At 34.3% G+C, this 18785-nt stretch carries 22 protein-coding genes; 5 read left to right on the forward strand and 17 right to left on the reverse strand.

The window, feature by feature from the left end; genetic code table 11:
- Window positions 1–87 precede the first annotated feature (87 nt).
- The 7 genes from B5X47_RS08260 to B5X47_RS08290 form a co-directional block, all read right to left on the reverse strand.
- Complete coding sequence (locus B5X47_RS08260; RefSeq protein ID WP_079589675.1) at window positions 88–1164, reverse strand: sugar ABC transporter substrate-binding protein; 1077 nt, start codon at window positions 1162–1164, stop codon at window positions 88–90.
- Window positions 1164–2711, reverse strand: coding sequence for a response regulator transcription factor (locus B5X47_RS08265; RefSeq protein ID WP_013360759.1), 1548 nt, complete (start codon window positions 2709–2711; stop codon window positions 1164–1166). Before B5X47_RS08265 ends, B5X47_RS08260 begins: the two co-directional genes overlap by 1 nt.
- A gap of 9 nt (window positions 2712–2720) precedes the next feature.
- Window positions 2721–4232: a sensor histidine kinase gene (locus B5X47_RS08270; protein WP_079589676.1), complete on the reverse strand. Its 1512-nt coding sequence runs from the start codon at window positions 4230–4232 to the stop codon at window positions 2721–2723.
- Between the two features lie 4 nt (window positions 4233–4236).
- Window positions 4237–5202: a substrate-binding domain-containing protein gene (locus B5X47_RS08275; RefSeq protein WP_079589677.1), complete on the reverse strand. Its 966-nt coding sequence runs from the start codon at window positions 5200–5202 to the stop codon at window positions 4237–4239.
- Window positions 5203–5232: 30 nt separating this feature from the next.
- A complete protein-coding gene (locus B5X47_RS08280) occupies window positions 5233–6303 on the reverse strand; it encodes a Gfo/Idh/MocA family oxidoreductase (protein WP_079589678.1) in 1071 nt (356 codons plus the stop codon).
- Window positions 6304–6392: 89 nt separating this feature from the next.
- A complete protein-coding gene (locus B5X47_RS08285; RefSeq protein ID WP_079589679.1) occupies window positions 6393–6770 on the reverse strand; it encodes a RidA family protein in 378 nt (125 codons plus the stop codon).
- 121 nt (window positions 6771–6891) lie between these two features.
- On the reverse strand, window positions 6892–7776 hold the full coding sequence (locus B5X47_RS08290) for a bifunctional 5,10-methylenetetrahydrofolate dehydrogenase/5,10-methenyltetrahydrofolate cyclohydrolase (RefSeq protein ID WP_079589680.1): 885 nt from the start codon (window positions 7774–7776) through the stop codon (window positions 6892–6894).
- Between the two features lie 323 nt (window positions 7777–8099).
- Here B5X47_RS08290 and B5X47_RS08295 point away from each other — a divergent pair, with 323 nt between their 5' ends.
- From B5X47_RS08295 to lepB, 5 genes are all read left to right on the forward strand, one after another.
- Window positions 8100–8981: a DMT family transporter gene (locus B5X47_RS08295; RefSeq protein WP_079589681.1), complete on the forward strand. Its 882-nt coding sequence runs from the start codon at window positions 8100–8102 to the stop codon at window positions 8979–8981.
- Window positions 8982–9077: 96 nt separating this feature from the next.
- Window positions 9078–9392, forward strand: a complete 315-nt coding sequence (locus B5X47_RS08300) for a PadR family transcriptional regulator (RefSeq protein ID WP_334293176.1) — start codon at window positions 9078–9080, stop codon at window positions 9390–9392.
- A 9-nt stretch (window positions 9393–9401) separates the two neighbouring features.
- On the forward strand, window positions 9402–10040 hold the full coding sequence (locus tag B5X47_RS08305; RefSeq protein ID WP_079589683.1) for an ABC transporter ATP-binding protein: 639 nt from the start codon (window positions 9402–9404) through the stop codon (window positions 10038–10040).
- Window positions 10041–10043: 3 nt separating this feature from the next.
- Complete coding sequence (locus tag B5X47_RS08310) at window positions 10044–10826, forward strand: ABC transporter permease (RefSeq protein WP_013360750.1); 783 nt, start codon at window positions 10044–10046, stop codon at window positions 10824–10826.
- A gap of 118 nt (window positions 10827–10944) precedes the next feature.
- Window positions 10945–11493: a signal peptidase I gene (gene lepB / locus B5X47_RS08315; protein ID WP_079589684.1), complete on the forward strand. Its 549-nt coding sequence runs from the start codon at window positions 10945–10947 to the stop codon at window positions 11491–11493.
- 121 nt (window positions 11494–11614) lie between these two features.
- Here the strand turns inward: lepB and B5X47_RS08320 are convergent, their stop codons facing one another.
- The 10 genes from B5X47_RS08320 to hisG form a co-directional block, all read right to left on the reverse strand.
- A complete protein-coding gene (locus B5X47_RS08320; protein ID WP_079589685.1) occupies window positions 11615–12178 on the reverse strand; it encodes a hypothetical protein in 564 nt (187 codons plus the stop codon).
- A gap of 94 nt (window positions 12179–12272) precedes the next feature.
- The gene (hisE, locus tag B5X47_RS08325) at window positions 12273–12551 is read right to left on the reverse strand and encodes a phosphoribosyl-ATP diphosphatase (protein ID WP_079589686.1); all 279 of its coding nucleotides are present in this window, start codon (window positions 12549–12551) and stop codon (window positions 12273–12275) included.
- Between the two features lie 112 nt (window positions 12552–12663).
- The gene (gene hisI / locus B5X47_RS08330; RefSeq protein ID WP_079589687.1) at window positions 12664–12996 is read right to left on the reverse strand and encodes a phosphoribosyl-AMP cyclohydrolase; all 333 of its coding nucleotides are present in this window, start codon (window positions 12994–12996) and stop codon (window positions 12664–12666) included.
- Entirely contained in the window at window positions 12971–13729 is a 759-nt protein-coding gene (gene hisF, locus B5X47_RS08335; RefSeq protein ID WP_079589688.1) for an imidazole glycerol phosphate synthase subunit HisF, read from the reverse strand. The genes hisI and hisF overlap by 26 nt, the downstream gene beginning before the upstream one ends.
- Window positions 13719–14453, reverse strand: a complete 735-nt coding sequence (locus B5X47_RS08340; RefSeq protein WP_079589689.1) for a 1-(5-phosphoribosyl)-5-[(5-phosphoribosylamino)methylideneamino]imidazole-4-carboxamide isomerase — start codon at window positions 14451–14453, stop codon at window positions 13719–13721. Before B5X47_RS08340 ends, hisF begins: the two co-directional genes overlap by 11 nt.
- Window positions 14425–15051: an imidazole glycerol phosphate synthase subunit HisH gene (hisH, locus tag B5X47_RS08345; protein WP_079589690.1), complete on the reverse strand. Its 627-nt coding sequence runs from the start codon at window positions 15049–15051 to the stop codon at window positions 14425–14427. The genes B5X47_RS08340 and hisH overlap by 29 nt, the downstream gene beginning before the upstream one ends.
- On the reverse strand, window positions 15052–15636 hold the full coding sequence (hisB, locus tag B5X47_RS08350) for an imidazoleglycerol-phosphate dehydratase HisB (RefSeq protein ID WP_013360742.1): 585 nt from the start codon (window positions 15634–15636) through the stop codon (window positions 15052–15054). It lies immediately after the preceding gene.
- Window positions 15620–16645 (reverse strand): pyridoxal phosphate-dependent aminotransferase, encoded by a 1026-nt coding sequence (locus B5X47_RS08355; RefSeq protein ID WP_079589691.1) that lies wholly within the window; start codon window positions 16643–16645, stop codon window positions 15620–15622. Before B5X47_RS08355 ends, hisB begins: the two co-directional genes overlap by 17 nt.
- Complete coding sequence (gene hisD / locus B5X47_RS08360; RefSeq protein WP_079589692.1) at window positions 16635–17921, reverse strand: histidinol dehydrogenase; 1287 nt, start codon at window positions 17919–17921, stop codon at window positions 16635–16637. Before hisD ends, B5X47_RS08355 begins: the two co-directional genes overlap by 11 nt.
- On the reverse strand, window positions 17908–18531 hold the full coding sequence (gene hisG, locus B5X47_RS08365) for an ATP phosphoribosyltransferase (protein ID WP_079589693.1): 624 nt from the start codon (window positions 18529–18531) through the stop codon (window positions 17908–17910). Before hisG ends, hisD begins: the two co-directional genes overlap by 14 nt.
- Window positions 18532–18785: the final 254 nt, after the last annotated feature.

Raw genomic sequence — 18785 nt, forward strand, 5'->3', positions numbered from 1 at the left:
AATTTAACAACATATATAAGGATTTGGGGGGATTAATAAAAAAAATGTAAATTTTAGAAAATATCTGTAATATTTTGTGTCTAAATTTTACTGTTTGCGATATACATCTGATTTTAAGTGAAATCCGTCTTTTATTATTGTTTCGTCTATATTAGATTTATCAACTGCAACTGGTTCTAAAAATAAGCACTTGATATCATAAGTCCCGTCGCTCATTGTGGCTTTAGTTTCAATTTTCTCACCATTTGCAAGCTTTATAGCCATCTCTATAGCTATAGTAACCAAATCATCTATTGGTTTGTATACTGTCATAAGCTGAGTGCCTTCTACTATTCTTTGACAAGCAGTTAAATCTGCATCTTGCCCCACTAGTATAACTTCGCCTGAGAGTCTGTATTCAGAAAGTGCTTCAAATGCAGCTTCAGCAAGACTGTCATTTCCAGATATAATTGCATCTGGTTTTACATCACTTTTCAAAGTCTCTTCTGTATATCTAAAAGCCTCTTCCTTAAGCCAGTTTGTGGCCCAATATTCTTCAATTAAATTGATTTCGCCACTTTCAATATAAGGCTTTAATATTGAGTCATAGCCTTGTTTTATCATATTTGTATTGTTATCAGACTTTGCTCCATTAATTATCAGTAAATCCTGTACTTGTTCGTCTACTACTGTCTGTGCCATAAGCTGGCCTACTTTGAAGTTGTCAAAGGATATGTAAAGGTCTACATTTGCATTTTGAACTAGCCTGTCATAAGAAATAACAGGAACTCCTTTCGCCTTGGCAAGAGATACCGCCTCTGCTGCTGCTTTATAATCTGTTGGAACTATCATTAAAACATCTATCTCTTGTTTTAATAGATATTTCACCTGCTCTATTTGGTCGTTGTCATTGTTATTTGCATTTAGAACTATCAAATCAACTCCGTATTCAGCCGCCTTTGCTCTTAGAAGGCCACTGTCCTTTATCCATCTATCTTCCTTTAGTGTCCCAAGAGTAAGACCTATTTTCGTTAGCTTGTTTTCTGCTTTTAAGATACTGTCGTTTTTTTCATTTGCTTTAAGATATATGTTAGTTTCATAGGCTATCATAATTACAAGTGCTAACAATGTAATAATCAGCGCTCCTATAATTATTTTTTTTGTATCTAGTTTAGGTTTATTCATCATTTATCACTCCCGGCTCTGTATTCAGTCGGTGTCAATCCAGTTATTTTTTTAAAAATCTTGCAATAGTAATTCGGGTCATTATATCCTATCTCAAGGCTTATATCCTTGACACTTTTTTGAGTCCTGCTTAACATTTCGAGTGACTTTTCTATTCTTAAATCCGTAAGATAATCTGTAAAGCTTTTTCCAATTTTCTGCTTAAAAATTTTACTGAAATAATGGTAGCTGATATTCACTTGCTTGGCTACAAAATCCATGCTAATATTCTCATTGTAATGCTTATCAATGTATTTTAAGGCATCTGGAATCACGCCTTCTTCTATAGACAGTAGCTGAGCTTTTGCTTCACTATCCCACTGCAATATGAAATTAGAAAACTGATTCGCCATTTCTAATATAGAGTCTGAGTTTAATAACCGCTCTATTTTTTCTCCTGTTTTTTGAGTCATATCTATAGGAAGGTGCTTTTCACATATCACTAGGGCTTCTAATAATCTTTGCTTATATATATGCGCTGGAAGGTGAGATATTTTATCATGGAATTTTTTTAAGCTGTGCTTTGCTCCCACAAAGTCTAGTCTTCCAATATTCTCAGCTAGCCTTACAAGCTGATAGGCATAGTCCTTTACCTCAGACTCATTCACGCTATTATCAGCTTCATAAACGTTAACCTTATAATCACCAAAAGCTGCTAGCTCACTTTCTTTTAGGGACTCATATATATTTTCATAATCCTTTAAGCTGCCTATGCCTATCTTAAACTCATAAGGAAACTGTCTCGATAATTTCTGATGCAAGGATTTTATTTCATCGATTAAGAAATCTGATATTCGCCTATCATCAGTATTTGGCACCCATGCGTACTGCTTGCTTGCAACGCTCTGGCTCACAATACAAGGAGCTATTTTTTTTAATAATATCCTAGCTGTTTCAAAAAAAGCTTGAATTTGACTAGATGTTTTGTAATCATCTGGCCCATCCTCAGTTATTTTCAGTGTGATTGCACATCCTTTTTCAAGATTTATTTCAAATAAATTTTCATAAAAATCCTTTGAAAAAAAATCTTCAAATGCATACATATGCTGAGTTATAAACTGATTTTCAAGCAATGGCGAAACAAGGGTTAGCTTCTCTTTTAGCTCATACTCCCACTTATTTTGAATTTGCTTGCTTTTAACTATCTTGCTTGCTTTCTCTATTGCCATAAGAAGCTGGTCTTTTTTTATTGGCTTTAGCAGATATTCTACCGCTCCAAGACCGATAGATTCTTTTGCATAATCAAAAAGATCATATGCTGTAAGCACTATAAACAATATATTTGGATTGCTGGCTTTAATCTGTCTAATTGCTTCTAGTCCATCTATTCCAGGCATTTGAATGTCCATTATAGCTATATCTGGACTAAGCTCATTAACTTTAATTATAGCTTCTTTTCCACTAGATGCAGTTGCTACTATATTTACATCCTCAATATTGTTTTTTATTATCTTCTTAACAGCCTCTATCGCTAGATATTCATCATCTGCAATCAGTATTCTTAGCATAAAACACCTCTATAGTCTATTATTGAGTGGTAAACTTAAGATTACCTTGGTTCCCTTGTCTGGTGTACTCACTATATCAATTATCTTTTGTTTTTCTTCTACTTGAAATGAAAGCTTGAGTCTTTTTATAACATTACTTACACCTATGCCTGAAAGATGCTTATTTGAGTTTTCTACAGCTGTTTCCTCGGCATTATCTTCATTTATTAAATTATCTACCTGCTCTTTTGTCATCCCCATCCCATCATCCTCAATGGAAATTATAAGAACATCATTTTCTACTTTAGTTTCAAGCCTTATAGTTCCATTTCTTTCAAGATTTTGAAGTCCGTGAATATATGCATTTTCTATTATTGGCTGAAGTGTAATCCTAGGGATTTTTATTCCTAGCGAGTCCTTGTCTATGTTATATTCATAAGCTATTCTCTCCCCAAACCTCATCTTGAGTATACTCATATAGTTGCTCACAAATTCAAGTTCATCACTAAGGGGTACTAGCTCGTCCAAGCTTTTTAGATTGTATCTAAATATATCCGCTATATTTTGTATGAAAAGTGAAGTCGTCTCTGCATCCTCAATTACAGCTAGCTGAGAAGCTGCATTTAATGTATTGAAAAGAAAATGTGGATTAATCTGAGACTGTAAAAATTTCAGTTCAGATTCCTTTAAAAGGGCTTTCATTTTAAAGTTCTGTACCTCTTGGTCTCTTAATCTATTTTCAACCTCCGCTTGATTTTTTATATCTACTATATGTCCCTTTACGCTGTCCATCATTTTTATAAAGGCTTCAGAAAGTATATCAATTTCATCTCCTGTATGGGTCTTTTCCATTTCTATATAAAAATTCCCTTTGGCTATTTCTTCAGCATTATGAGACAAATCTGTAAGAGGCTGGGTGAGCTTATACGATGACCTTATTGCTACAATAAGGGTTACTACTATCATAGAAATAATAAGACCTAAATTGAGTATAAACAAGAATCTCATAGTCTGATTTAAAACGTCATATCGCTTTGAGCCTTCCTCTAGGCGGTTGTTCAGCATTTCTACTATATATGAATCTATATATGCTCTGATTTCATTACTTCTTGCAAAATGCTCGGTATACTGGCTACTTACTCTTCCACGCTTTGAAATTACAGCCTTATCAGTTTCAGCTAGCAAGTCCTCTAGCATAAAGCCTATGTCTTTTAACAGCATTTCATCTCTGTTATAGCTTAATTTTCTAGGAATTTTAGCTGCCAGATTATTTAGACTATTATAATGGGAATAATAGTCTAGCAAATCTTCAGAAGAAGCACTGATTAGATATTTCTCAAGCTCCATATTTAACTCAGTTACATCGTTTTTCAAATTATTAAGATATACGTAATCCACTATTATATCCTGAGTATTGCTCTTTAAAAATACTGCCGTAAAATATGAAATCATACTTACGCTTCCAAGCAAAAATATAGGAACTAAAAAGTAAATTATGAGCTTTTTTCTTATTCCAATGAATTTAGCAAAATAGTTTTTCATCTTATCACCTACCTTGCTTTTGGATGTTTATCTGAGTATTTATGTAGGTAGGAGTGTAGTAACCTTTATTAATATTTACCATACTCTCTACACTCATATATCCCATGCTGTATCCATCGCTTTCAATAGTACTGTGAATGATGCCTTTATCTATATAATCTTTTATTTTATCTGAGCTTCCTGTTCCTACAAGTTTAATTTTTCCTACTCTATTTCTATCTACTATAAGCCTCGCACTACCTAGAGTATCTGAAGTGCTAAGCGTAAGAATAGCGTTAATTTCAGGATGATTGCTTATTATATCCTGAGTTATTTCCTCTGAGCTAATTACTCCCATAGCAGAGGTATATACCTTTACTATTTCCATATTTGGCTGTTCCTTTAAAAAATCGAAGAATCCGCTCATTTTAAGGTCATATTCCAAGGTATCGCTTCCTATATCTTCATTGGAAATTACTGCTATTTTAGCAATCCCTCCAGTAGCTTCATGCATTAGCTTTGCAGCTTCTTTTCCAAATGTATAGCTGTTTGCTCCTATATATACCTGTCTTTTGCTAGAAGAGGAATCGCTATCTACTGTCACAACTGGGATATTTTGTTCAAAAGCTTGGTCGATACGCTTTGAGTAATCAGCCAATCTAGGCACATAGGTAATTATTCCATCGACGTTTGAAATAGTTGCTATGTCAAGATACTTATAAGCCTCTTGAGCATTAGAAAATCTCGGAGATACATATTCTACATAGACATTGTAGTCAAGTGCAGCTTTTTTTACTCCCTCCTCTACTTTTTGCCAAAAAGGGTCAGTCGAGCTTTGAGCGATGAAATAAAAATGATAGTCTGGAGCTTCTTCAACGAGCTTTGAATTAATAGCTTTTAACTGTCCTAGCACTACAGATGCCAAGCATATGGCTATAACAAGTAAGCTTATAGAGTATTTTTTTATCAGCCTAACCAAGCCTCTTAGCATAGGCAGCTATCCCCTTTCACGATTTATAATCTAGATATTTTCTTTTACAGAAATTCTTCTTTTTTCTGCATCGCTCATATGTCCTAGCTCTATTAGACGAATCACTTGATAAGCCTCTAAAGCAGTCACAGGAGGTATTGTTTTATTAACTATAGCTTCGTAAATTCCTTTGTAATAAAGTCTATAGTCTCCAGTTAATGTAGGTATGACTTTTTTATTATCTTCTTCATATAAAATTCCATAGGATTCTTCATCTACAGCTGCAATAGGATAGCTCTCACCACATCTTAGAGCATTTTCCTGAGGATCTAGACCGTAAGTTGCGTAGCTTCCCTTAGTACCTAAGGCCATAAATCTTGGCAAAACAACATTTACAAGTGAGCCCGCTTTTAATGTCACTTTAAGGTTTTTTTCTTCGTAGTAAAGTATCATTTCAAACTGGTCTACCTCACTTGATTGTCTTTGCCTTGCAATATCGCAGTATAATTCATCTGGCATCCCAAATAAATCAAGTGCTTGGTCTATAAGGTGCGAGCCTAAATCAAACAATACTCCAGATCCTGGGAGACTGCATTCTCTCCAGCCATCTTTTTTAACCTCTGGTCTAAATCTATCAAAATGAGATTCAAGCTCTACCAGTCTTCCTAAACTGCCATTAGCTATTAGACTTTTTAGAGTCAGATAGTCTCCATCATATCTTCTATTTTGGTATGCAGAAAGTACTAGCTTTAGCTTCTCTGCTTTTTCAATCAGAACTTTTGCACTTAGAGAGTCTGGTGTAAATGGCTTTTCAATTACAACATGCTTCCCATCATCTAGTGCTTTGTTTGCCAGTTCAAAGTGCAGCTGATTAGGTGTACTTATAATCACTAAATCTATATTATCATTTTTTGTAATTTCATCTATATTATCGACAATTTCTGCCCTAGGAAAATCCAGCTTAGCTTGAACTTTTTTCTCCGGATTTGTCGTAACTATCATCTTTATATCAAACTCTTTTAAACCTCTTAATACTCCACCTTGAAAAAACCTTCCTGATAGGCCATAGCCTACTAAACCTACATTAATTACAGTCTTATTTTCTTTATTCTCGATTTTCATATACTCACCTCGATTGTTTTAGGTTAAAAAACAGCTTGAGCCATGCCTATGCATTTAAACTCAAGCTGTAAGTACATAATATATGATTATTAAAGAGCTGCTATAACTTCTATTTCTACTATTGCGTCCTTAGGAAGTCTAGCTACCTCTACAGCTGATCTAGCTGGAGGGTTTTGTGGAAAATATGTTGCATATACTTCATTCATAGCTACGAAATTATTCATATCGCTTAGGAAAACAGTTGTTTTTATAACGTTATCCATAGTAGCTCCTTCAACTTCAAGTATAGCCTTTACGTTTTCTAATGATTGCTTTGTAGCTGCAGCAATCTCAGTAACCATTTCTCCAGTTGCTGGATTAAGTGGAATCTGTCCTGAAGTAAAAATCATATTTCCTATTCTCATAGCCTGAGAGTATGGTCCTATTGCTCCCGGTGCTTTTTCTGTTGCGATTACTTTTTTACTCATTGATATATCACTCCTTATATGAATTTATTCTTATTCTACCACGAAATTTCTGCATAAGAAAGTACACTGTAAATATAGCAATATATCTACAGTGTACTTATAAAATTCGAAATTTATTTAATTAGTTCATTACTGCTTCGATTTCTTTTGAATTTACATGGTTTTGTTGCTTGCAAGCTTTAATTACGTGCTTAGCAAGGATAGAAGTAGTAACTGATCCAACTCCTCCTGGAACTGGAGTAATCATAGCTGCTTTATCAACTATGTTATCAAAATCAGTATCTCCACACATATTTCCATCTTTATCTACGTTTATACCTACATCTATAACTACAGCGCCTTCTCTTACCCAGTTTTCTTTAACTAGTCTAGGAACTCCAACGCCTACTACAACTACATCAGCCTCTTTAGTCATCTTAGCAGAATCCTTTGTAAAGATATGGCAAGTAGTTACAGTTGCAAATTCATTAAGTAAAAGTATAGATACTGGCTTACCAACAACCATAGATGCTCCAACTACTGTAACATCTTTACCTTTTACATCTACATCGTAGAACTTAAGAATTTCCATAACTGCAGTTGGTGTACATGGTGGGAAACCTGTTTCGTCTCCTTCAGTCATTTTACCAACATTTACAGGGCTAAAACAATCTACGTCTTTTTCTGGTGAGATTATGTACTTAATTACGCTCTCATCAAGCTGTTGTGGCAATGGTCTAAATATTAGCATACCATTAACTGATGCATCGTTATTTAATTCTTGAAGCTTTGCTATAAAGTCATCTTGTGTAATGTCTGCTGCAAGCTCTACAACTTGAGTCTCAATTCCAACTTTTTTGCATTTTGTTAGAGCTCCTTTTTCATAAGCTAAATCGTCTCCTCTAGCTCCAACTCTTACGATAGCTAGCTTTGGTGTTATCCCCCTAACACTTAATAGCTCAACTTCCTGAATAAGCTCTTCAGTAATACTATCTGCTACTGGTTTACCTTTAATTATCTCTCCCATTTAACACGCCTCCCTATAATAAAAAAATTTATCATCTAGTGCTGCTATTCTCATTATATACTATTTTATTCACAAAATAAATAATTATTCGAAATATATTATTTTTATACATAAATATTCATAGTTATAATAATAATTAGAAATTTTTATTTCACATTTTCAACCTATCACTTAGGCTAATATAATTATCGCTAAAATTTAATAGCAATAATTATCTTCAGCTTTCCCATAAAACTTATAGTATTTGGCTTTTCAAACACTAAATATGAGATATAATTATAGCTATATCATTAAAAATACAGCTGTGCAAAGGAGTAGATTAGATGACAAAACAACTTAAGGCAGATATTGCCTTACTACTTGTTACGGTTGGATGGGGAGCTTCCTTTATATTGACCAAAAACTCACTGTCTGAGCTTCAATCCTATAATTTTCTTGCTTTAAGATTCATTTTTGCTTTTTTTATATCTGCAGTAATTTATTACAAAAAAATAATTTCAATTGATAAATTTACCTTAAAGTATGGAATTTTGCTGGGCTTATTGTTATTTGCAACCTATGCTTTTCAAACAGTAGGAATAAATTACACCACAGCATCCAAATCCGCTTTTATCACTGGATTTAGCGTAATACTTGTTCCTATTTTTTCTGCAATAATCGCAAGAAAGCTTCCAAATCTTCTAACTGTAATAAGTGTCGCCTTAGCTTTTTCGGGTCTTGCCTTAATCACCCTAAATCAAGATGTAGGCGGACTAAATATTGGAGATATCTACACAGGAGTTTGCGCTGTATTCTTTGCAATTTATATCATTCTCGTGGGCAAGTTTACTGTAAAAGCAGAATCCATAGCCTTTGCAATAGTTCAAATCGGAGTAGTAGGTTTCTTAAGTCTTATAGTATCTCTAGCAATAGAAACTCCTACAGTACCTGTAAGTCTTCCAGTGTGGATTAACCTAGCTATATTAAGCTTAGTATGTACTTCTGGAGCCTATATAGTTCAAAACGTAGCTCAAAAATACACCTCAGCTACTCACACTGCACTTATTTACACCTGTGAGCCAGTATTTGCAGCTATATTTGCATACCTTGCAGTGGGCGAAGTTCTAGGAGTAAAAGGAAGTATGGGCGCTGTTCTTATAGTTGTAGGAATGCTTCTTATCGAGCTTGATATTCCAAAGCTCCTTTATAAAAAAACTCATCCTTAATGTTCCGCATGACTTTCATTGTAAAAAAATTTATAAAATGCTATAATTAAAACAATATCGATATTCGATATTGTTTTTCGTTTAAATAATATTGAGGTGATACACTTGGCAGATCAAATCTTAAGAAAATTTTTTCTTGGCTTTATTCAGATTCACATATTGCATCATGCAAAGAAAGAGCCTATCTATGGTACTTGGATGATAGACGAGCTAGAAGAGCATGGCTATGATATGAGTCCTGGCACACTTTATCCTATACTTCACAGTATGGAAAATAAAGGACTGCTTACTAAAGAGGATAAAAATGTAGATGGCAAAATTAGAAAATACTATTCTATCACTCCTCTTGGCGAAGATATACTAGAGCAAGCTAAAGCCAAAGCTTATGAACTCTTTAAAGAGATTAAATAAGGGGGTATTATGTTTAAAATAGAAAATCTTAAATACAAAAATATATTAGATGTAAAAGATTTAGAAATTGGTTCAAACATAGTCACTACTATAGTAGGAAAAAGCGGAAGTGGTAAAACTACTCTTCTTAAGCTTTTAAACAAACTCATTAGTCCTGAAAGCGGAAAAGTTTACTACCTAGAAAATGATTTAGAACAAGTAGATTCAATCGCTCATAGACGAAACGTAGTAATGTTATCTCAGACTCCTGTTGTTTTTGCTGGTTCAGTTAAAGATAATCTTCTAATTGGACTTGATTTCTCAGAAAAGCCTCACCCATCTGATGATAAGCTAATCGAGGTTCTTCATAAAGTTCAACTTAACCTTTCACTATCTGCAGATGCAGACAAGCTATCTGGTGGAGAAAAGCAAAGACTATCCCTAGGAAGAATATTGCTCATGAACCCTGAAGTTTATTTGCTAGATGAGCCTTCCTCTGCACTCGACAAAGAAACTGAAGGTATCGTCATATCGACTTTGTATACACATGTAAAGGAAACTAATAAAACCTTGATAATGGTAAGTCATTCTACTGAGGTTGCAGATGATTATTCTGACTGCATAATAAAAATGGAAAACGGCTCAGTAATTGATATTAAGGAGGTGTAGAAATTGGATTCTTCGATATTGGAGCTGAGCTTTATTCAGCTTGGACTTGCATATATTTTTGTGCTAATTACACTTGTAATCATAAGAAAAAGAAAGCTAAATCGGGAAAAAGAACTTCTGATTTCCACTATCAGAATGACTATTCAGCTTATACTGACTGGCTATGTACTTGTATATATCTTTGATAATGTAAGTATGCTTTATACGATTTGCATAATTATTTTGATGGAGTGCTTTGCAATCTATACTATATTTAAGCAAAGCAAGCATCCTCTTAGCTCAAAGCTAAAAAAAATAATAGCTTTTTCTATGAGCATCGGCACCTTATCTAGCTTATTTTATTTCTTGATTATAGTTGTTCGGATATCACCATGGTATGACCCTAGATATTTTATCCCAATAGCTGGAATGCTTATAGGAAACTCTATGACAGGTATTTCTCTCGGAATATCTACATTAATAAAAGGCATGACTACTCAAAAGGACAAAGTAGAAACTGCACTTATGCTGGGTGCAACTCCAAAACAAGCCTCAAAAGAATTTATAGATTCAGCTTTCGATTCAGCTATATTGCCAACCATCAACTCCATGCTTGGAATGGGGATAATTTTTCTTCCTGGTATGATGACTGGTCAAATACTATCAGGTACTTCTCCAGTGGTTGCCATAAGATATCAAATAGCTATTATGCTAGGAATTTTGGGAAGTGTGTCTTTTACTACTATATTGAGTCTTAGCCTAGGCTATAAAACATTTTTCAACTCAAATAAACAGCTCGATTATTAAACTACATCTTTTACATTTTTCACATGAAATATTGTCATTTAGATGTTAACCTTATTTATGTATATGTGTTATAATTTGCATGATAATAATTTGCATATGAAATTTGGAGGTTTCTTTAATGAAAAATGTAATTTTTGAATGGATTAAAACTATTGTGATAGCTTTTGCTGCAGCATTTCTTATAAATGTATTTATCACTCCACTTCAAGTTCACAGTGTATCAATGAATCCAACTCTAGTTGAAAATGACTATCTTATTTTAAACGACCATGCCAAAATAGAGCGTGGAGATATTGTATCCTTCACTTCAGATATCCCTTTTGAAGAATATGAACTGCAAAGCTTCAACTTCATCCAAAAGTTTCAAGCTGGAGATACAAAAAACCTAATCAAAAGAGTCATTGCTCTTCCTGGTGATCAGCTTCAAATCTACGATGGTAAAGTATATCTCAATGGAGAGTTACAAGAAGAACCTTACATCTTAGGCGATTTTACTTTTGGTGATATCTATATAGAAGAAATTCCAGAAGGTGAAATTTTTGTAATGGGAGATAATAGAGATAATAGCTTGGATAGCAGAAGCTTTGGAACCGTATCTATAGATAAAGTCCAAGGAAGAGCTATGGTACGTCTTTTCCCTTTTAATAAAATAGGAGTCTTAGAATAACTTAAAAAGCCTTGAATCATTTAGTATAAAATGATTCAAGGCTTTTATTGTTAATAAAATAAGTTTTTCAGTATAATAAAACTTGTGCTTTTATAATTAGTTAAAAATTTTTGATTTTAAATTATTCGTTAGCCCATTCGTCCATACGTTTCATAACTTCATCGTAGGTTTTTTGAGAAATTTCAGGAAGATATCCTCCAAGTGCTTCCTTGGCTTGCTTAAATCCATCTTCTATAGCTGCTTTTAGCTTACCAATCTGAGCTTTATCTCCCCCAGAAATTGCTTTTGCAAAATCAACTATTCTAGTCGCTACTGCATCTACGCTATATTCTCCGCCTTCTTCTATCGATGCCTGAGCTTCTAGCCTAGTCTGCTCATCTACTTTTACTTCTTTTCCGTCTTCAAATACGTCATTAAAAGTAAGCCCTTGTCTTCTCAAAAGCTCCTTAACCATGTTCCTTAGGTTAGCATGTCTTTGCTCAGCTTCAGCTTTTAATTTATCAACAGCAGTTTTATCGTAGGTTATATATTTTTCTTCAACTTTTTCTGATTTCTCATACTTTACCGCTGGATTATTTTCTACTTTTGGAGAGCTGACATCCTTGTCCTTCTCAGCTAGCTTTTCTTTCACAGGCTTACCTTGAGGTAGTATCTGTCCCTGCGAATTAACTGATTTAATATCCATATTATTTCCTCCTTGATAATCAACAAAAATACAAGTCATATTTCCATTTTTGCTCTATATTATATATCGGCAGAAAATAAAAACTTAATAGATATCATTTCCTTCTTTTTTCCAATTCCTCATCTATATCTTTATAATCTACACCCTTTTCGACCATAAGTACTGTAAGGTGATACAGCAAATCTGATATCTCATATATAAGCTCTGATTTGTCATCATTTTTTGCTGCGATAATCACTTCTGCACTTTCTTCCCCTACTTTTTTGAGGATTTTATCCAGTCCCTTGTCAAATAAATACGAGGTATAAGAACCCTCTACCTTATTTGCTTTTCTGTTTAAAACAACTTCATAAAGCTCACTTAAATTTTTCATTTTTCCACCACCTTTAAAAGTCTATATCGTTCATATATCATTAAATACATACCGATTAAAATTTTATTAAAATACCTTTTTAATTTTTAATTTCTATATTCTATATAATCTCTTAAACAATCTGGTTGAAAAAACAGCTAGTTTCACCAGTATGACAAGTAGGGCCTTCTGGTAGGGCTTTTATAAGTACTGTATCTGAGTCACAGTCTAAATACAGCTCTTTAACCTTTAAAATATTTCCTGAGGTTTCCCCTTTTTTCCAGAGTTTATCTCTGCTTCGGCTATAAAAATATACACACCTAGTCTCAAGTGTTTTACTATACGCTTCCTCGTTTGTGTATCCTAGCATCAGCACCTGATTTGTATTATAATCTTGAACTATTACTGGAACCAATCCTTTGCTAAAATCAACCATAGCTTTATCCCACCCTAACTGATATTTCATTTTGTGATAGATACTTTTTTACACTTCCTATGCTATCTTGATTGTAGTGAAATATAGAAGCAGCTAAAGCTCCAGTAGCTCCTGTTTTTTCAAATACCTCTAAGATATCTTCTTTTGAACCACAACCTCCAGAGGCTATCACTGGAATATTTACAGCCTTTGTTACTTTATCTAGAAATTCAGTATCATATCCACTCTTTGTTCCGTCACTGTCCATACTAGTTAAAAGTATCTCTCCAGCTCCTAAATCTGCCGCCTTTTTTATCCACTCTAAAGCATCCATTCCTGTCTGAGTAGTACCTCCATTTATTACTACTTCTTCTCTGCCATTTATTTTTTTGGTATCTACTGCTACTACTATGCATTGACTTCCAAATAGCTTGGCTCCATCTGTTATCAGCTTAGGATTTTTCACTGCACTGCTGTTAATCGATACCTTATCCGCTCCTTTTAAAATCACATTTCTCATATCCTCAACTGTTGAGATTCCTCCTCCCACAGTAAATGGAATAAATATTGATTTTGCGACTTTTTCCACCATTTCAAGCATAGTTTTTCTAGCTTCTAAGGTTGCTGATATATCTAAAAATACAAGCTCATCTGCTCCATCCATGTAGTATTTTTGAGCAAGCTCAACTGGATCTGCTATAGTTTTTAAGCCTTCAAAATTAATACCTTTAACTACCTTTGAATCCTTTACATCAAGACATGGGATAATGCGTTTATATGCCATAACTTCCTCCTAATTCAAATGCTTTTTCCAAATCTATTCTGCCACTGTAAATGGACTTGCCTAGTATTGCTCCTGCAAGCTTATTATCTTTTATACTCTCTAAATCTTCATAGTCAGCTACTCCACCTGATACTATTATCTCGCCACTGTAGATTTTGCTTAGCTCTAGAGCTAAGTTAATATTTGGCCCCAAAAGTGTTCCATCCTTTGTGATATCTGTTAATACTATTCTTCTTACATTTAGATTTTCCAGCTTACTCGTGATATCATATACCAGTGCCTCTGAACCATCTAGCCAGCCTCTAGTCATCAGCACTTCACCTTTCACATCAAGAGCTGCAACTATTTTATCTTTATATATTCCTACTGCTTTTACAAATAGCTCAAAATCTTCTGCTATCATGGAGCCAATAACTACAGAGTCTATCCCAAGCTCTAGAGCAGTTTCTATATCTTCAATAGTTTTTATTCCACCTCCTAGCTGAATCTTTTGCCTTTGTGATGTTTTCAATTTACATATGTCCTTTATTATCCCCATATTTGCAGACTTATCCCCAAGAGCCCCATCTAAATTCACTATATGGACTTCTTCTGCTCCTAGATTAAGAAAGTTATTCACAATAGCAACTGGATTTTCCCCAACTACTGTTTCTTTTGCAAAATTTCCTTGATAGAGTCTTACCGCTCTTCCCGATTTAATGTCTACAGATGGTATAATTTTCATAGCACATCTCCTTAAAATTTCTTAGTATCTTAAGTCCTGAGTTTCCACTTTTTTCTGGGTGAAACTGAAGTCCATATATATTGTCCTTTGCCACTATAACTGGCATATCTTCTGTATAGCTACAGATGCCTACGACCTCATCTTTTTGTTCATATGCTCTATATGAGTGAGCAAAATATCCGTCAAACTTATCGCCTAAGCCTCTAGTGAGCCTAGTGCTTTTTCTTAGCTCAATTTTATTCCAACCCATATGAGGAGTCACCACTGCCTTATCTAGCAAATCCACTTTCCCTGAAAAAAATCCTAGCCCAGTGCTTAGCCCTTCCTCAGTCCCAGAGTCATAAAATATTTGCATTCCCAAGCAAATCCCCAGTATCTTCTTTGTCTTTGCAAACTCTGATATGACCTCTTTAGTAAAACCTTTAGCTTTTAGATTTTCTATTGCAGTCTTAAATGAGCCAACTCCAGGGATAATCAGTCCAGAAATTTCACTTAACTGAGCTGGACACGTTATTACCATTGATTTTGCTTCAATGTTTTCAAGGGCACTTTCTACACTTTTTAAATTTCCTGCATTGTAATCTAAAATTCCTATCATTTATTCCTCCACCTTTCCTTTGGTCGAAAATATTTCTCCATCCACTACTGTTATTGCTTGTTTTATTGCTAATCCTAAGCTTTTAAAAATAGCCTCTGTTATATGATGGTCATTCTTCCCTTTTAATACATCTATGTGAATGGTAGATTCGCTGTTATTTGCGATAGCCCTTAAAAACTCAAGTGTCATATCCGTATCGTAAGCTCCGATTTTTTCTCTTTTAAATTCATAGTCAAAATCTAGATAAGCTCTACCACCCATATCTATAACTGTTCTAACTAGAGCTTCATCCATAGGAATAATTGCGTTTGCATATCTATTTATTGAGGTATCCTTTATCATCATTTTTAAAGTCTTGCCTAAAGCTATTGCAGTATCTTCGATTGTATGATGAGTATCTACAAACAAGTCTCCTTCGACTTTTATATAACCATTCAAGTTCGCATATCGTCCAAAGGTTATGAGCATATGGTCGAAAAATCCAATTCCAGTATCTGATTCTAAGCTTTTATACTCATCAGCCCTGGTATCTAAAAGAATTTCGATTTTTGTCTCCGATGTGAGTCTTTTATACTGCCCTCTCATTTTGATATCCCCTTCTTTCTTCTTTAGCAAGTGATATAGCTCTTTTTATCTCAGATACCAGCTTCACATTGTCCTCTATATTGCCTGCAGTTATTCTTATCCCATCTTCAAATGAACGAATTAGGATTCCTTTTTCTAGTAAATATTCATAGATATCTGCTGAGTACTTTGTTTTTATATAGATAAAATTAGCTGAGCTTTCATAAATCTCGGTTTCATCATCATTTATTTCAGCTATAAGTGAAGAATATAAATCATCTCTTGAGCATTTCACTTCTTTAATGTATTTTGCAATAAGCTTAGGATAACTCAGTATCTCAGTAGCTATATTTTGGGTCAAGCTGTTCACATTGTATGGAGAGCGTATCTGCTCTATTTTATCTATATTCTTTGAATTGGAGCCTAAGAAGCCTACTCTTATCCCTGCCAGCCCTAAGGCTTTTGAGCAAGTTTTGGTTATTACAAGATTGTCGTATTTTGATATCAGGTCAGACACGCTTTGATTGTAAAAATCCATGTAGGCTTCATCTACTATAACAGTTCCCCAGAATGTTTTAACCAGCTGCTCTACATCTGATTTCAAAAAACCTTTGCCAGTTGGATTGTTGGGATTTGAAAAAACTATAACTGATGCCATATTTATTCTTGCAGCATTTATAAGGTCTTCGAGCTTCATGGTCTTAACCTTAATCAAGCTAGCATTATATTTTTTAGAATATACCTCATACATTGAAAAATCTGGATCAAAGCAAACTACAGTTTTAGACTGAGCAAATACTGAAAATGCTAAATCTATAAGCTCATCAGAACCATTTCCTGCAACTAGGTTTTCATAAGGAATTTTGGAATACTTGCTATATGCCTTTCTTAGCTTAATAGCCTTTGCATCAGGATATCTATTTATACTCACTTTGGAAAGTACTGACTTTTGTATGATTGAAGCTATTATCTCTGCTTCATAATCCTTAGCTCTCTCATTAGCATCTAGCTTTAATATATTACTCATCATCTGAAAACCTCCTCAAAATCGAATTTGCATGTCCATCTAAATTTTCTGCCTTTGCAAAACAAGCTATATCCTTATAAATTTTTTCAAGCCCTTCTTTGCTTGCTTCTATATAGTTACTTCTTTTCATAAAACTTTGAATCCCTAGAGGCGAAAAAGCTCTAGCGCTTCCATTGGTTGGAAGTATGTGATTCGGCCCAGCCATATAATCTCCTAGTGGTTCCGGTGAGTATTTTCCTGAAAAAATACATCCAGCATTTATAAGGCTGTCAGTAAATTTTTTATCTTCTAACAAAACCTCAAGGTGCTCTGGAGCTATTTGATTAGCTATATCTATGAGTTCTTGCTTAGTATCACATACTAGAATTGCCCCATAGTTTTTAATTGCTTCAGATGCAATTTTAGATTTCGGAAGCTTTGATAGCTGAACGCCCACTTCATTTGATACAGCCTCTGCTTCTTTATCGCTTAGAGTTAGTAGTATAGATGATGCTAGCTCATCATGCTCTGCCTGTGAAATCAAATCTGCCGCTATATAGCTTGGATTTTGATTTCCATCTGATACTATTAGTATTTCACTAGGTCCAGCTATCATATCTACATTTACAGCTCCATAAACTAATTTTTTTGCAACTGACACATAGATATTTCCTGGCCCTGTAATTACATCTACCTTTGGAATAGACTCAGTACCATATGCAAGAGCTGCTATTGCCTGTGCTCCTCCGACCTTGAATATTCTATCTACCTTGCAAAGCTTTGCAGCATATAGCACTTCAGGGTTTATCCCTCCATTTTCATCGCAAGGAACTGTCATGATGATATTTTTAACCCCAGCTGCTCTTGCTGGTATGGCATTCATAAGTACCGATGATGGATAGGCAGCCTTGCCCCCTGGTACATAAATTCCTGCTGTTTCTATAGGTATATATCTAGTTTTAGATACGATTCCTTCCTTTTCGTAAATAAAATCCTCAGGCTTTTGAGCTGATTGAAATTCCCATATATTCTCATATGCCTTATCTATAGCTTTTTTAACATCTTTATCAATTTTATTTTCGGCCTCGCTTAGCTCTATACTGCTTACTTCTAGGCTTTTTAAATCTACCTTGTCAAACTGCTTTGCATAGCCTATTAATGCATTATCTCCGTTTTGTCTTACCTTGTTTATTATTTCTCTAACAGTATCTAGCACCTTATCTTCCATATCTGCTTGCCTAGAGCTTATTTTATTTAGGAAAGCTTTTGCTTTTTCAGAATTTAGCTTAAATATATTCACAGCGCTCTCCTCCTCTTTGTAATTCATTTATCAAGCTATCTATCATTGCAAATTTTCTGCTTGATATTGCATTAGATACTACTAGCTTTGCATTAATATCAAATAGCTCCTCATAAACTACAAGTCCATTTTCTTTTAAGGTTCTGCCTGTTTGAACTATATCTACTATGATATCAGCTATTCCAGTTGCCACAGCAAGCTCCACAGAGCCTTGAAGATAAATGATTTCAGCATCAATTCCTTTATTTTTAAAAATATCCTTCGCTATATTTGGGTATTTAGTTGCTACAGTTTTATACTTAACTTTTCCTTTGTTTTCAGTAGGTCCAGCTATTACCATCTTGCATCTTCCAAGCTCTAAATCCATTACCTCTTTTAAGTTGCTTTTGCACTCTAGAAGTACGTCCTTGCCCACCACACCTATATCAGCCATTCCCATATCTAAGTACTGAGGTACATCTTGAGATTTTGGAAGAAGAATTTCCCAGTTTCTTAATCTATCTGTTAATCTTAAGCTTCTTTTGTTTTGACTCATAGTGCCTTGATTTTGGTATATTAAATCTAAAAAATCCTCCTGAAGCCTTCCTTTTGCAAGTGCTATTCTTAGCATAATATCTCTCCTTTTTATTGAATTAAAAAAAGCCACCTTGGACTATAAATCCAAAATGGCTCTTGTGCGTACTAAAAATAAAATATATCTTATTTTCGCCATTATTAGAAGTTAGCCCTTTCAAAACACGAACAGGGCTGGACCAATAACGGCACATACCCTTCTAATAATGATGATGTAGTTGTACAGTTGTAAGTATTAGAAGGTTCATTAGTATCTCTCCTTAGATATATTTTTAATCGTTTTTTTATTTG

The sequence above is a fragment of the Acetoanaerobium noterae genome, from assembly GCF_900168025.1.
Taxonomy (GTDB): domain Bacteria; phylum Bacillota; class Clostridia; order Peptostreptococcales; family Filifactoraceae; genus Acetoanaerobium; species Acetoanaerobium noterae.